This is a genomic window from Paraburkholderia sp. WC7.3g, from assembly GCF_050436345.1.
Lineage (GTDB): Bacteria > Pseudomonadota > Gammaproteobacteria > Burkholderiales > Burkholderiaceae > Paraburkholderia > Paraburkholderia podalyriae.
Window position 1 is genome coordinate 75110 of record NZ_JBNDMA010000005.1, and the last position, 13324, is coordinate 88433.

Genomic DNA, 13324 nt, shown 5'->3' on the forward strand with positions numbered 1-13324 from the left:
ATGGCTGATCCGGTAGATCAATTCATCCAGACATTGTTCGACAGCATCCCATCGCGAACGGAAGCGTTTCTGTCCACCAATTACCCGGTGCTGGGGCACGCAGTTACGCAACCGGCGCTCTACCTCGCGATGATCTGGGTGGCAGTGAAGGTAATCCGGGTTCATTCCGGGCGGGATCCAGCGGACGTGTGGCCTCTCGTCAGAATGCTTCTGACGATCATGTTCGTGTTCGCGGCATTGAACTGGGGCGGGCTCGCCGGACAGATTTTTCATTCATTCCAGGAGCTGCGCGACGACACCGTAAGTTCGCTGATGGGCGGGCAGTCGATGACACAGTATCTGGAGAACGACTACAACAAGTTTTCCGATGCATCTGGCCAGATGATGAAGCAGTCGATGCTCAAGATTGGCATCGTGCTTCTTGGGCTCGTGTTGCAGATGGTCAATACAGCGATGGTCCTGGTCGCGCTTGTTCTGAAGGTCGGTTCAGACATGGGCTTTGCGGTCACGATGCTGCTCTTTCCGCTGTTCGTGCCAACGTTGATGTGGAGCAGCACGCGCGGATTCGGCATGAGCTGGTTCGCGGCGATGGCGAAGTTCGCACTGGTCGGCATCCTGCTCGGTGTCATCGTGAAATTCAGCTTTGATATCACCGACCAGTTTGTCTCGAAGATGGATCCCAATGCGATGACGGCCAACGATGCTTTCGCCGCCATCGTCATCGCCGGCGCCATCACACTTTTCATGGCCTTTACCATTCGCCCCCTGGCATCTGCGCTGACATCGAGCGGCGCCGCCGGCAGCGGCATGGCGGACATGATCGGCGGCTTCATGATGTCCCAGATCATGTCGAAGTTTTCCGGCGGTGGGCGAGGCGGCGCCGGCGCAAATCCGGGCGCGGCGACTGCGCTGAACAGTATCAGCAACACCCAAACTGCGCACGGCAATCAGCTTGCCCGGATCGAGCGGGCACTTTCCTCGGGCGGCGCTACGAGCCCTTCAAGCATGTCGAGCCCATCGGGTGCCGGTCAACCGGGTGGCCCAGGCGGCACGGCGCCGTCGAGCGGCACATCTGATGGAGGTCAATGGTGAGCGCGATTTTCCAAAAACCTTCCAAGGTGCGTCAGGCGGCAGCGGCTGGCGCACCGCCAGCCGAATCCTATGAGGCGATTCGCTTATCCCGGAATCGCGCATATCTGCTCGCGTTGATAGCGTGGCCGATCGCAGGCCTCGCACTGGCTTCGATGGCTTACGACAAGGCCAATCAGGAGTATGTGCCACCTGTGGTGCTGACGCTTGACAGAAACAACCACGTCGCAAAAAGCGAGATCGGCACACCTGCGGTGCTCAGCTCGAAGGATGCCGTGATCGAGAGCGAACTTGCCCGGTACGTGACGGAACGCTACACGCTCGATCGCGTGTTTCGCCAGGACCATATTGATTACGTCAGGCTGCATTCAGCATCGGACGTGGCGGACCGCTTCAATCACGAGATGGACGCGAAGAACAAGGACAACCCCTACTACGCGATCGCGGAGACGACGGTTCGTCGCGTGAAGGATCAGCGCATCCGCATTCTCGACCGTGACGACCACAAGGCCGAAGCAACTTTCACGACCTACAACGACGGGAACGGCGACAACAAGACGGTGTACTGGCATGTGCTGTTCCGCTACGACTTCGTGAAGCAGGCGCTAACGCCGCAGAACCGCTACATCAACGGTACGGGTTTCATGGTAACCGGCTTCGAGCCGAACACAGAGCCGGGTGCGCCGGCTCCATCTGGAGGTTGAGATGCGAACAGTCAGGAGTGCCTTGACGGCAGTAGCGATTGCAGTGGCGTTGTCGGCCGTGGCACACGCAGTAACAGCTGCTGATCCTGTCCTGCGGGGCACGGAAGGCAATGTGCAGCGCCTGCCGTACATGCCGGACCAGATCTACGACCTGACCGTTGCTGACAGAACCTTGCTGGCGATTGACTTTCCGCGCGACGAACACATCAAGGCCATCGCGCAGAGCACGGCACCGGTCTTTCATGTTCAACGAACGGGCGACACGCTGCAGGTGACGGCCGACAGGCCGGGCGAAAAGATGGGGCTGAATGTGACGACGACGCGCGGCACTTACCACCTGCAGATAGCGTCGATTGACGATGCGTTGCAGGCCGCGCATATCGTGCATTTCGTGACGCCCTCGGCGTACTAACCAGGAGAGGGAACGACATGAAAACGATTCGCCACGGCATGCTGGCATGGTCAGTGGGTATTGCGTGTGCCTTTGTAGGCGTGAATGCACAAGCCGCCAAAAATCCACGCTGCGTGATCACGGATAACAGGGTATGCCAGCTTCAGTTCGATCCGAACCAGGTGTACGAAATCACGGGCGTCTATGGGTACGCGACGACGATCGAATTCGCGCCTGGGGAAAAGATCCTCAACAAGGCGATCGGCGATTCGATCGGCTGGCAGGTTCTGAAGTTTCGCAATCATCTTGTGCTCAAGCCGGTCGAGCCTGATGCGAGAACCAATCTGACGGTCACGACCAGCAATCACGTCTATTACTTCCGCCTGTCCAGTTCGAAGAATCCGGAACGCGCGACGTATGCGGTGCGCTTCCTGTATCCGGCTGACGGAAAGGATGGATGGGGCGACGATTCGGGCGGCGTCTCTAATGCATCGTATTCGCAGCCTCGCGTGGTCAACAAAAATTATCAGGTGTCGGGTGACGAAAATTCGTTCGGTCTGCAGCGCGTTTTTGACGACGGGCAGTTCACTTACTTTCTGACCACGATCGGCAAGCCCAAGCCGAGCATTTACGTCGTTGACCGGGACGGCACCGAGGCGCTTGCGCCCATGCGCAGGGAAGGGCCATATCTGGTGATCGAGCAGATGGCTGACCGCTTTACGCTGCGCGACGGCGATCGCACCTTGTGTGTGATCCGGTCGCAACAGGGTACGGCGACGCAGGCGCAGCGCTCACCCTGGGGAGGCGGAAATTGAATACGCCTGATAACCCGAATGATCTGCCTCGTGACAGCGGGCAGCCAGGGGGCGAGCCGGGCGATGCCGACAGCCTGAACGAGCGCCGGCGCGCAGCTGATGCACTGCGGCAGACGTCGCTCGCGGCCGATCCTGCCCGCGGCCGGCGGCAGACTTTTTTTACGGTCGCCGGCGCGATTCTGTTCTTGTTGTGTGCCGGTGGGTTCTACGCGATGAAGCATGACGCGCCGGCGCCATCGAGCAGTTCAGACAAGCCGAAGATCGACGAAGACACAACGAGGGCCGCGCCGCTGGATGCTGGCCGGCAGAAACTTCCGGCGTCAATGGCGGCCGCTGCGTCGGCACCAGCGGCAAGCTCGGGCGTGGATCCGGACGAAGCGCGACGGGCTGCGGAGCGTCAACGTCAGGCGGCCGCAGCAGCTGAGCAGGCGCGCAGAAAAGCCGAGGCAATGCACGAGGCGCGAATGAAGTCGGGTCTGTTTGGTTCAAACACGGGGGGCGATGGTTCGGACGATGCAGGTGCCGCTTCCGCTGATGCACAGCAGGGTGAGGCAGGCCTGGGACGCCGTTCTGGCGGTGACGGCCCGAATGATCCGAATTCAGCCTTCGCGCGCAGTGTTTCGAACGCAGACGACTCTACGTCCAAGGCGCAAAAGATCGACAACCTGCAATGCAAGATGGAGCCGGGGGCAATCCTCGAGGGCCACCTGGTGCCGCGCATTATCTCGGACCTGCCTGGTTCAGTCACGATCATGCTGGATCGGGATGCTTATGGGGAGCAGGGCCGGATTCCGCTACTGCCGTGGGGCACGCGCATTACAGGTAAACCGAATTCGTCTGTGCGCAAGGGGCAGGAACGAACCTTCATTGCAAGCGCCGTCGCCTTGCGTCCGGATGGCGTCAAGATCCATGTCGACTCACCGGTTGCCGATCAGCTCGGATCGGCGGGCATCGACGCCGATGTTGATAACCACGTTGGCCAGATCCTCGGTATGAGCGCGGCGCTGTCGCTGCTCGGCGCGGGTTCATCGACCTACGGCGTGTCGTCGTCAGACCAGAACAACTCGGTGGCGATGTACCGCGCGGGTGTGCAGCAGTCGATGGCGCAGTCTTCGCAGCAGCTGCTGGGCGGCTACGTCAACATCCCGCCGACACTCAAGAACGACCAGGGCACGCGCGTGCGCATTCAGGTCGAACACGAGCTGGACTTCTCCGACTACTGCAAGTCGGGCGACGGGGAGGAATGATGACAACGGATATCTCACACGTTCAATGCGAAGTCGCCGGAGGCGAACTGCGCCGTCAGCTGGACGACGCAGTTGCCGACGCGTTGCAGGCACAGATATTCAGGGACTTCGCCCGGGATGGCGGAAGGTATCTGATGCTCGCGCAGGCAAAGCTTAAGGCCGTTGCCCGCCAGTGTTTCGATGCGCAGGTGTGCCTCGATCGTCCGTCGGTGCAGCAGGCCGGCGCGGTGGCTCGCGCCGAACGCATTCGGGGGCGCTGACATGTCGATCGTGCCGGCGTTCTTCAATCGCACCGAGTCCATCCGTCCGCTCTTTGATGACGTCGATGTCTCGGAGATCGCTGTGAATGGTCCCGGCGTTGTTTGGGCCGGCCGGAAGGGTATGCGCTTCATGGAGCGAGTGGATACGCCAGTATTGACCGAAAGCACGTTGCGGGACTTTGCGGAGCTGGTGGCGCATCACTCCGACCAGGAGACGGATGCGAAGCGCCCGCTTCTCGCGGCCTCGATCCCCTCGGAACTGACGGGGCCGGGAAATCGCGATTTCCGTATTCAGGTTGTCCAACCCCCAGCGGTGCCGCCCGGCACGATCGCGATTGCGATCCGCAAACCGTCAACGCTTGATTTGACGATGCAGTACTACGAGGAGAGCGGTGCTTTCAGGCGAGTCAATGAACCATTGCCCGATGCGGAAGACACTGGCAGGAAGCTGGCGATGCTATACCGCGACGGCAACTGGCCAGCCTTCCTGCGGCTCGCCGTCAAGGCGAAAAAGAACATCGTTGTGAGTGCACCGACTTTTGCAGGCAAGACGGAGTTCATCAACATGCTCCTGAAAGAGATCTCGCCGGATGAGCGGATCGTGACGATTGAAGACGCGCGCGAGCTGCGGCCGCCGCAGGCCAATACGGTGAACCTGCTGTATTCGCGGGGTAATCAGGGCACGGCGAATGTGACGCCAGTTGAACTGATGGAAGCATCGTTGCGCCTGTCGCCTGATCGCGTCATTCCGGGCGAACTGCGTGGCGCTGAAGCATACGTCGCGCTCGAAATGCTGAATTCCGGTCACGGCGGCTGGATGACGACGCTGCACGCAACCAGCCCCGAGCACATGTTCGAACGACTCGCGCAGATGGTTATGCGCTTCGGCTCGACCTTGCAGCGTGCCGAGATTATCGACTATGCCCGCAGTCTCATTGATGTCGTGGTGCAGATGCATCGCTATGACGATGGGGTGCGGGGAATCAGCAAGGTGCTCTATGTCTCCCATTAAATCGCTCGTCGTGCCTCTGGCGCTGGGCGTGATGCTACTGTCCACTCAAGCGTCACAAGCGGATAAGCAGGTCGCTTCCCCACTGGTTGCAGCCTCCTTTGTCTCGCTGGCCCAGGAGTGTGCCCCTGACGTTCATCACGCGCTGTTGGGGCGCGTGGCGACAGTCGAGAGTAGCGGCAATCCGTTCGCGATTGGCGTCGTCGGCGGCCATCTTGCGCGACAGCCAAAGAACCTTCCGGAAGCGCTGGCCACCGTCAAGGCGCTCGACGCCGGCGGCTGGAATTACAGCATGGGACTGGTGCAGGTCAACGTACACAATCTGGCGCGTTACGGACAGACCACAGAGACCATTTTCGAGCCCTGCACGAACCTCCGGACCGGTGCAGCGATTCTTAAAGCGTGCTACGCCCGCGCGAAACCGCAATTTGCGCAGGCTGATGACGCGGTACGAGCGGCGCTCTCCTGCTACTACAGCGGCGATCTCACGCGGGGTGCCGCATACGCGCAAAAGGTGGCGGCTGCCGTCCCGGCATCCGGTGTGCAGGGGGCGCAGCCGATCGAGGTTGTTCCAGACGTTCGCCCTGCAGGTGGACCAGCACGTCGCGCGGCGGCACGGCCGGAGCGCGCCGCAAAGTCTGCGGCCAAAGACGACTGGTTCACGACCTATGGTGACGACGACGAAGACGGTCAGGTCAATGGCCAGGGCAGCGATTCGCGCAAGGCAGTAAAGGCGTCTGGAGCCGTCGATGACCAGTAACCAATTTCGCATGCTTGCTGCCGCCCTGGTGCTGGACGTCTATGCCGTCACGGCGTGCGTGGCGGCGTCGCAATGGTGGCATCACCAGTCTGGGGCCGGAGTGCAATTCGCGGCGCTCATGGTGCCTATGTCCTTTTATCTGGTAGCCCGGCTGGTGCGGGAGAGCGGAGGCTGGATCCTGCTGCCGCCCGTGCTTGCCTTGATGTGGCTGGGTGCGGTGGCTGCGTCGCCGTTCTGTCTGTTGGGTCTGGCCGTGCGCAATACGTGGGGCGCCTGGCGAACCATGAGGGGCGAGCGCAGGATGCTTACTTTGGAAGAGGGTGGGGTATGGCGATGAGAAACGGAATCAGGCTGATGCTGGTCATGTCGGTGCTCGCTGCTGGTGGTCACGCCGGCATGGCCCGTGCCGATGACGACTACGGATGCCGCATTGTGATCTGCCTGGGCAACCCGTCATCGAATGGCGGCCCGTGGGCACCGGCCACCTGCGGGCCGGCAATGGATCATCTGATGGACGATCTTCGCCACGGGCGCGGCTGGCCGCAATGTAAAGACTCGGACATGACCGTCCGTCAGAACAACACGCCGTACGATCCATGCCCTGCTGGCACAACGGCCGCGGCGACCGGTGCGTGGGTGGCCGAAGGGCAACGTAAGGCCGGGGCCCGTCCGTATAGGGGCATGGGTGGTTTCGCACTTGTCGGAACGCCGAAGCCTTCCGTGGCGGATCTCAACAGCGGTTACGCGTATTACGGGCCGCAGGCCTGTGTGGGCAGCCAGGTCGGTGCATATCAGGTGTACGGCGATCCTTCGGTTGATGCGTCAACTGTCGGCTGGCGAAACGCACGGGACGGTGGTGGATACGACGGCGATCCAGTCACCGTCACGGTGTATGACCACATCGTCTGGCAACAACCGCAATCGCCGAACGCGGTCGACGTGTACGAGGCCGGCCAGTTCCAGACACGAATTCATTACTAACAGGGTGGCGTGGATGACTTACGCGGCAGCGCATGGTTGGACACGGGTTGGTCCGTATGAACTGGTTCATCCGACTGGATGGCGAATTGCCAGTTGCATTATTCAGGGTAAGCCCAGACACATTCTTTGGCACGGTGGCGAGACGCAAGGAAATTTTTCTAGTGTTGACGTCGCCGTCGCAAAGCACGTCGAGTTATTGGGTCAGGGCCGGTGAGGGCGAGGATGAGCAGACTCTATCGTTCTCTCAGATGTGCAGCCGTCACGTCGGCCCTGGCGGTTCTTGCCTTTCCCCTTCTGACCTACTCGAGCAGTGCCCAAGCGGCATGTGTAGCCCCTGACGGTCCCGCAATCGACACGGGTTTTTCGCCGGAAGGTTCTGCCGAGCGGCTGGTTCTCAAAGCCATCTGTACGGCCCGGCATTCAGTGCACCTGTCGGCGTACAGCTTTACGTCGCCGGCGATTGTGCAGGCGCTGATCGACGCGCATCGGCGCGGCGTTGACGTGGCGGTGGTTGCCGATCGGAAGAGCAACCTGGTCGAGGATCGCAGCGGCAAAGGCCGGATCGCGCTCGATCTTCTGTCGGGTGCGGGCGTAGGTGTCCGGACGATCGACGTGTATCCGATCCATCACGACAAATTCATGGTGATCGACGGTGAATCGGTCGAGACGGGAAGCTTCAATTACACGACGTCGGCGGCCAGGTACAACAGCGAAAACGCTGTGGTGATGTGGCATGTGCCGGTGGTCGCACGGGCGTATCAGCAGCACTGGCAAAGCCGGTTTAACCAAGGGCGCCCCTGGTCCGGGCAGGCGTCGAACTGACGGAGGTTTTTATGTTTGAAGACACCGTATTGCGGTTTAGCGACAAGGAGCGTCAGCAACAGCTTGCGGAGCAGGAACAGGCGCTTGCGCAGCGTCGCGCGAGCCTCGAGGCGCGTCAGAAGAATCTTGCATACCGGCAGGACTGGCTGAAAAGAGAGCCGCACGCAGTCTCGCAGGCGGTCGAGCGCGAGGACCAGCAGCGCCGTGAAGACAAGCAGCTCGCGACCGATGCCAAGGCGCTCAAGACACGCTTCGGCCTGAAGGAAGGTGATCTGATCGACACGGCCGCGATGCGGGGTGCGCTCGAGCAGGCGTTAGCCGAAAAAGAAGTCGAGCAGGCACAGCGGGCCGAGCAGATTACCGATCGGGCGTCGCTTCTGTCGGGTCTGAACAAGCTGGCGTTGATCGACGCGAAGAAGACCGCCGAGATCCTGCACGCGAACAAGGATCTGAATGTGCAGCGTGAGTGGAGCCGGCAGGAAGTTGCCGACATGTTCGCGAAAGCGCAGGCGCGCGTCGACGCCAAGGGCGCCACGCACACCTACCCCAAGACGCTCGATGGCTGGGCGAAATCGCTGGAAGCCCGCAATCGTGAGCTGGAGCTTGCCGAGATCAAGCTCGATGCGCAGGAGCAGGCATTGCGGGCGCAGGTGCGCCGTGCGATCGAGGGACCGGAGAAGACCGCAGCCCAGCCCGTCGCGGAGCAGGCCGCGCAGAAGACCGCAGACCGCACCGTCGAAGTAGCGGCGGGCAAGGCTGCAGCGGCGGGCGAGAGAGAGAGCGTCAGTATTGATACGTCGCTGGAGACCTTGAAAGATCCGGCAAAATTTGCGGCGACTGTCGATACGGTCGCGAAGACCTCGGGGGTCAGTGCGGAACAGGCCAAAGCCACACTTGAAATGCTGCGCGAAATGAGGGAAGCCAACGCGGGCAGGGCACCTGCAGCGGGGACACCTGACAAGGCCGCGATCGACGCTGCGCGCAATGCGTTCTTCTCGCGCGGCAGTGGGAAGAGTATGGGGCCGGTCGAGAAGGTAGCAGAGAAGGCCGCGGAGAAACCGGCCACGCAAAGGTCCAATGTTATCGAAATGGGAACCGGCAAGCGAACGCCTTCAGTTGCGGCAGTTGAGAACAGCGGCCAGACACCGGAGGCAAAGAAATCCGTCGACGGGGTTGCGGGTTTCAAGAAACTTGGTCGTAACAAAACGAAGGATGCCGCCGAGCGGGGCGCTCCAGATGCCGGCAAGTCGGCTGATGCGGGCAAGACACAGCAGGTGGAAGGTGCTAGCGTCGTGCGCGGAGAGGGCGGACCACGTAAGAAATTTGCGGAACTGAATGCGCATGAGAAGCTTGAGCGTCGCGCCGAGTTCTTCGCGAACCTGCGCGAGTCGGCAGGCTTTACGCGCGACGGCAAGCAGGCAGTTTCGGAGCGGGCCAAGGAGGCCGTCAGGCCGGGAAAGCAACGTGAAGGGCACGGAATCGGCTGATCATGCAAAAGCACGAAATCGTGATGATGCAGTGGACGGGCGCGGTGCTCGCGCTCGTTCTTGGCCTTTGCGTGTCTTTCACTTTGGCAGGGTATCCGCCGCTGCCGTTTCCTGCAGGGATCATTCACGGCTTCTTGGCGGCCGCGCATGATCCCTTGCTTTTCTGGGGCGCGGTGCCGGGTGCGGCGCTTGCAACGGGGGCCGCATGGGCTTGCCACGAATACCTGTTCAGTGGTTTCGAGGGTTACCGGTATGCCAGGTTTATCCGTGGCACGAAGATGGAGAACCGGCACCAGCTGAGCAACCGGATCAGGCGGCATAACAACCAGTACCGCAAACAGGCCGTGAAGCATGGCGATGCTCCACGCGCGCCGGTCGCGGTATGTGGCGTCGAGATGCCGACGGATCTCGAAACGCAGAACCTGATAGTCGTGGGCGCGCCAGGCTCCGGCAAGAGTCAGGCGATTAATGGATTGATCGCATCGGCACTGCGCCGCGATGACCGCATGGTGGTGGTCGATCCTAATGGGTCGCTTATGGCGCGCTTCTATTTGCCTGGCGATATCGTGATCAACCCGTACGACGCCCGGTGCGTCGGCTGGTCGCTGTTCAACGAGGTCGATCACGGCTTCGACTTCGAACGGCTCGCACATTCGGCGATTCCACCGCAGAACGGCGATCAGGCCGAAGAGTGGGCGGGCTATGCACGCGCGCTGCTCGCGGACACGATGAACAAGCTCGCCGGCGACGACATGCGCGACATGGTTACGCTGACTGATTTGCTGGTGCGCGAGCAGCGCCCAGTGTTGCAAAAGTACCTTGAGGATACGGCTTCGGTGGGCTTCTTCGCGAAGGATGCGGATAGGGCGACGGCCAGCATCATCTTTACACTGAACAAGTACATCAGGCCGCTGCGGCGCATTCCTGATGGCGATTTCTCGATCCGGCGCTGGATGGGCGACGAAAACGGAGGGAACATCTGGATTACGTGGCGCGAAGATCAACGCACGGCTTTGGGCCCGACGATCCCCGTCTGGCTCGACCTGATCTACGCGATGATTCTGAGTGAGGCGCCGACGTTCGACCGGCGGCTGTGGGTGTTCAAGAACGAACTGGCATCCCTTGGCCGCCTCTACAGTTTCGAGGCTGCGGTATCGAAGGGCCGCAAGCATGGCCTGTGTGTCGTGGGGGATCTGCAGGATCTGATTCAGTTGCATCAGCAACTGGGAGATCTTCCGGCGAAAGCGACGCTCTCGTGTTTTCGCAGTCTGCTTGCATTGGGAGGGGCCAACGCACTCACAACCAAAAACGTTGCGGAGATGATCGGCTGGCACGAAGTAGAGCGCCACCCGATCGGCGTGCAGGGCCAGTGGCGTATCAACACACGCGAGCGCAAGCGCGATCCGGAGCTCGTCGTCACGTCGTCGCAACTCTCGAATCTGCCAGACCTGAACGGTTATCTGAAATACGGCAAGGACTGGCCGCTCGCGAAAATCAGGTTCGGTGCGCGCGACTATCCGGTGCGCGTGCCTGCCTACATCGAAGCGCCGCCGCGCGAAGCCCAGCTGTCGGTCGCGGTCCCCGCACCGGTCAACCCAGCCTGCGCCGGAGGGTGGCGGCACAGCCGCAATCATTATCGGCGCCATTAGATCATGACCGGGCGCACGACCAACCTCATGCCGGCATCTGCCCAGCCCACCGAGATTTTTCACGGCACGCCGTCGCAGATTATCAATCTGCCTGACCTGTTTGCCACCAGCGCCACGCTCGGTACGCTGGGCGTCCTCTTTTCATGGGTAGTCACGAGGTGGCCGGTATCTCCCGCCGTAGTTATCGCACCTTTTCTGCTCTGCCTGGCGCGGCTCGCGCTTGTATTCGTCGAAACGGCGCTCACGGAAATCGTGATCGACATGGAGCGGATTACCTGCCGACAGGGAATTCTGACCCGGAAGGTTTCGAGCCTCGGGCTGTTCCGCATTCAGGATGTGATTTCGCTTCATCCCTGGTGGCAGCGCGTGTTTAACGTTGGGGACGGTCGTCATCCAGACGAGCGATTCGAACAACCCGCGCTGGTGTCTGCCGGGCACGGTCAACGCGGTACAGATGCGCAACGCGCTCAACCGCGCTGCGATCGCGCTGCGCGACGACAAGGCTATTCGCGAAGTGAATATGGGGCGGGTCTGACACGTGGAGGCCATCATGCATGAATATCGATTTGACGATGTAATCGTCGCGGCTAATGCCGACGACCTGCAGGGGTATCTGGCCGATGCGCATGGCGAGAAGGTGCGGCCGCTGTGCATGTGTACGCCGGTAGGTGTCCCGATGTACGTCGCAAAAGTCGGCGAACACCATGTGATCAAGCGCATGCCGAGCACGGGAGGCGCACATGCGCCGGACTGTGTGTCATACGAGCCGCCAGCGGAACTGTCCGGGCTTGGAGAGGTGAAAGGTGAGGCTATACAGGAGAACATCGAGGATGGCATCACCACACTCAAGCTCGATTTCAGCCTCTCGAAAACCGGGGGTAGGGCAGCACCAGCTCCATCAGGCGCCGCGGCCGATACGGTGCGTACAGACGGCGCAAAACTGACGCTGCGCGGCACCTTGCACTATCTGTGGGAAGTAGCTGGCCTGAACCGCTGGTATCCGGCGATGGAGGGTAAGCGCAGCTGGTACGTCGTGCGCAAATTCCTTCTGCAGGCTGCGGCCGGCAAGGTGTCAAAGGGGGAGCCGCTGGGGCGGTCACTGTATGTGCCCGAGTCTTTCTCGTTGGAACACGCGGCAGGCATTACGCAGCGTCGCATCGCGCACATGGCCGAGCTGGCTACCAGCAAGAAAGCCCGCAAACTGATGATTGCGATCGGAGAAGTGAAGGAGATTGCCGAGTCGCGCTATGGCTTCAAGATCGTCGCAAAACACCTCCCGGACTTTCCGTTCACGCTGAGCGAGGACCTGCATCGACGACTCCAGAAGCGCTTTGTGAATGAACTGGCACTGTGGGACAGCATCGAGGAGTCGCATCTCGTGTTCATTGCAACCTTCGGCCTGAACCCGACCGGGATCGCCTCGATCGAGACGCTGGCCGTCATGGTCGTGTCTTCCAGATGGATTCCATTCGAGCATGCTTACGACAAGCTGATGCTCGATGCGCTCACGGCGCACAAGCGCCGCTTCGTAAAGGGCCTTCGATACAACCTGGCGGAGAACAAGCCGCTCGCGTGCGCGGTGCTGGCCGACGTATCGCCGAAGCCGGTTGCGCTGTATGTGCAGCCGCCGGGTGCTGAGCAAGGAGACGAGGATGCGCTGTCGAGCTTGATCGAGGCAAGCGACATGCCATCGTGGATCTGGCGTGCGGGTGAGGAGATGCCAGAGCTGCCAGCGCCGACGTTGGCCCGTGCGGCAAAACCATCGGCGCGCGCCGGCAATACGTTGGACGAAGTCAATGCAGCTGCGGCGGATGCAGCCGCATCATCAGCGGCGCAGGATTCCGCATAGGCGAGGGTTACTGAGCCGGCTCATCGTTTTTGTTGCAAACAAAAGTCATGAGCCGCTTCGGTCGGAAGATTTCTATTTCTGTTCAGCAGGACTGCGTAGCACACGACAAAACGAACCTACAAAAGAAAAACCCCCGCCTGGCAGCGAGGGTAGTTCTTGACGACAGCCAGCACAGGGAGAAGTGCTAGAGACATCGAATTCAGCGCGTTTCGATTCTAGCAACTCTTCACTCTGTGTCAAGCGTCGCCCGTGGGCGTCCGA

At 61.0% G+C, this 13324-nt stretch carries 15 protein-coding genes; 14 read left to right on the forward strand and 1 reads right to left on the reverse strand.

Going from position 1 to position 13324, the window contains the following annotated elements; translation table 11 throughout:
• Genes OKW43_RS42375 through OKW43_RS42395 form a run of 5 tightly spaced genes read left to right on the forward strand, consistent with a single transcriptional unit; the run spans position 1 to position 4246 of the window.
• The gene (locus OKW43_RS42375) at positions 1-1092 is read left to right on the forward strand and encodes a type IV secretion system protein (RefSeq protein ID WP_429454839.1); all 1092 of its coding nucleotides are present in this window, start codon (positions 1-3) and stop codon (positions 1090-1092) included.
• Positions 1086-1793, forward strand: coding sequence for a type IV secretion system protein (locus OKW43_RS42380; RefSeq protein ID WP_429454840.1), 708 nt, complete (start codon positions 1086-1088; stop codon positions 1791-1793). Before OKW43_RS42375 ends, OKW43_RS42380 begins: the two co-directional genes overlap by 7 nt.
• A gap of 43 nt (positions 1794-1836) precedes the next feature.
• Positions 1837-2205 carry a TrbG/VirB9 family P-type conjugative transfer protein gene (locus OKW43_RS42385; RefSeq protein ID WP_408447061.1) on the forward strand — a complete coding sequence of 123 codons (369 nt, stop codon included), beginning with the start codon at positions 1837-1839 and terminating at the stop codon, positions 2203-2205.
• 17 nt (positions 2206-2222) lie between these two features.
• Entirely contained in the window at positions 2223-2999 is a 777-nt protein-coding gene (locus OKW43_RS42390; RefSeq protein WP_429454841.1) for a TrbG/VirB9 family P-type conjugative transfer protein, read from the forward strand.
• Positions 2996-4246 (forward strand): TrbI/VirB10 family protein, encoded by a 1251-nt coding sequence (locus OKW43_RS42395; protein WP_429454842.1) that lies wholly within the window; start codon positions 2996-2998, stop codon positions 4244-4246. Before OKW43_RS42390 ends, OKW43_RS42395 begins: the two co-directional genes overlap by 4 nt.
• Before the next feature lie 14 nt (positions 4247-4260).
• Here OKW43_RS42395 and OKW43_RS42400 read toward each other — a convergent pair whose 3' ends face one another.
• Entirely contained in the window at positions 4261-4533 is a 273-nt protein-coding gene (locus tag OKW43_RS42400) for a hypothetical protein (protein WP_429454843.1), read from the reverse strand.
• On the opposite strand from OKW43_RS42400, the gene virB11 reads away from it, so the two are divergent.
• The 9 genes from virB11 (at position 4508) to OKW43_RS42445 (ending at position 13063) form a co-directional block, all read left to right on the forward strand.
• The gene (gene virB11, locus OKW43_RS42405) at positions 4508-5518 is read left to right on the forward strand and encodes a P-type DNA transfer ATPase VirB11 (protein WP_200653574.1); all 1011 of its coding nucleotides are present in this window, start codon (positions 4508-4510) and stop codon (positions 5516-5518) included. The genes OKW43_RS42400 and virB11 overlap by 26 nt on opposite strands.
• Positions 5505-6275 carry a lytic transglycosylase domain-containing protein gene (locus tag OKW43_RS42410; protein WP_429454844.1) on the forward strand — a complete coding sequence of 257 codons (771 nt, stop codon included), beginning with the start codon at positions 5505-5507 and terminating at the stop codon, positions 6273-6275. The genes virB11 and OKW43_RS42410 overlap by 14 nt, the downstream gene beginning before the upstream one ends.
• Positions 6265-6612 carry a hypothetical protein gene (locus OKW43_RS42415; protein WP_429454845.1) on the forward strand — a complete coding sequence of 116 codons (348 nt, stop codon included), beginning with the start codon at positions 6265-6267 and terminating at the stop codon, positions 6610-6612. The genes OKW43_RS42410 and OKW43_RS42415 overlap by 11 nt, the downstream gene beginning before the upstream one ends.
• Complete coding sequence (locus OKW43_RS42420) at positions 6603-7256, forward strand: hypothetical protein (RefSeq protein WP_429454846.1); 654 nt, start codon at positions 6603-6605, stop codon at positions 7254-7256. The genes OKW43_RS42415 and OKW43_RS42420 overlap by 10 nt, the downstream gene beginning before the upstream one ends.
• A 222-nt stretch (positions 7257-7478) precedes the next feature.
• A complete protein-coding gene (locus OKW43_RS42425; RefSeq protein WP_429454847.1) occupies positions 7479-8078 on the forward strand; it encodes a phospholipase D family protein in 600 nt (199 codons plus the stop codon).
• 11 nt (positions 8079-8089) lie between these two features.
• Positions 8090-9565, forward strand: a complete 1476-nt coding sequence (locus OKW43_RS42430; protein ID WP_429454848.1) for a hypothetical protein — start codon at positions 8090-8092, stop codon at positions 9563-9565.
• A gap of 2 nt (positions 9566-9567) precedes the next feature.
• A complete protein-coding gene (locus tag OKW43_RS42435; RefSeq protein ID WP_429454849.1) occupies positions 9568-11214 on the forward strand; it encodes a type IV secretion system DNA-binding domain-containing protein in 1647 nt (548 codons plus the stop codon).
• Between the two features lie 3 nt (positions 11215-11217).
• The gene (locus OKW43_RS42440) at positions 11218-11772 is read left to right on the forward strand and encodes a PH domain-containing protein (RefSeq protein WP_429454850.1); all 555 of its coding nucleotides are present in this window, start codon (positions 11218-11220) and stop codon (positions 11770-11772) included.
• On the forward strand, positions 11753-13063 hold the full coding sequence (locus OKW43_RS42445; protein ID WP_429454851.1) for a DUF1173 domain-containing protein: 1311 nt from the start codon (positions 11753-11755) through the stop codon (positions 13061-13063). The genes OKW43_RS42440 and OKW43_RS42445 overlap by 20 nt, the downstream gene beginning before the upstream one ends.
• Positions 13064-13324 lie beyond the last annotated feature (261 nt).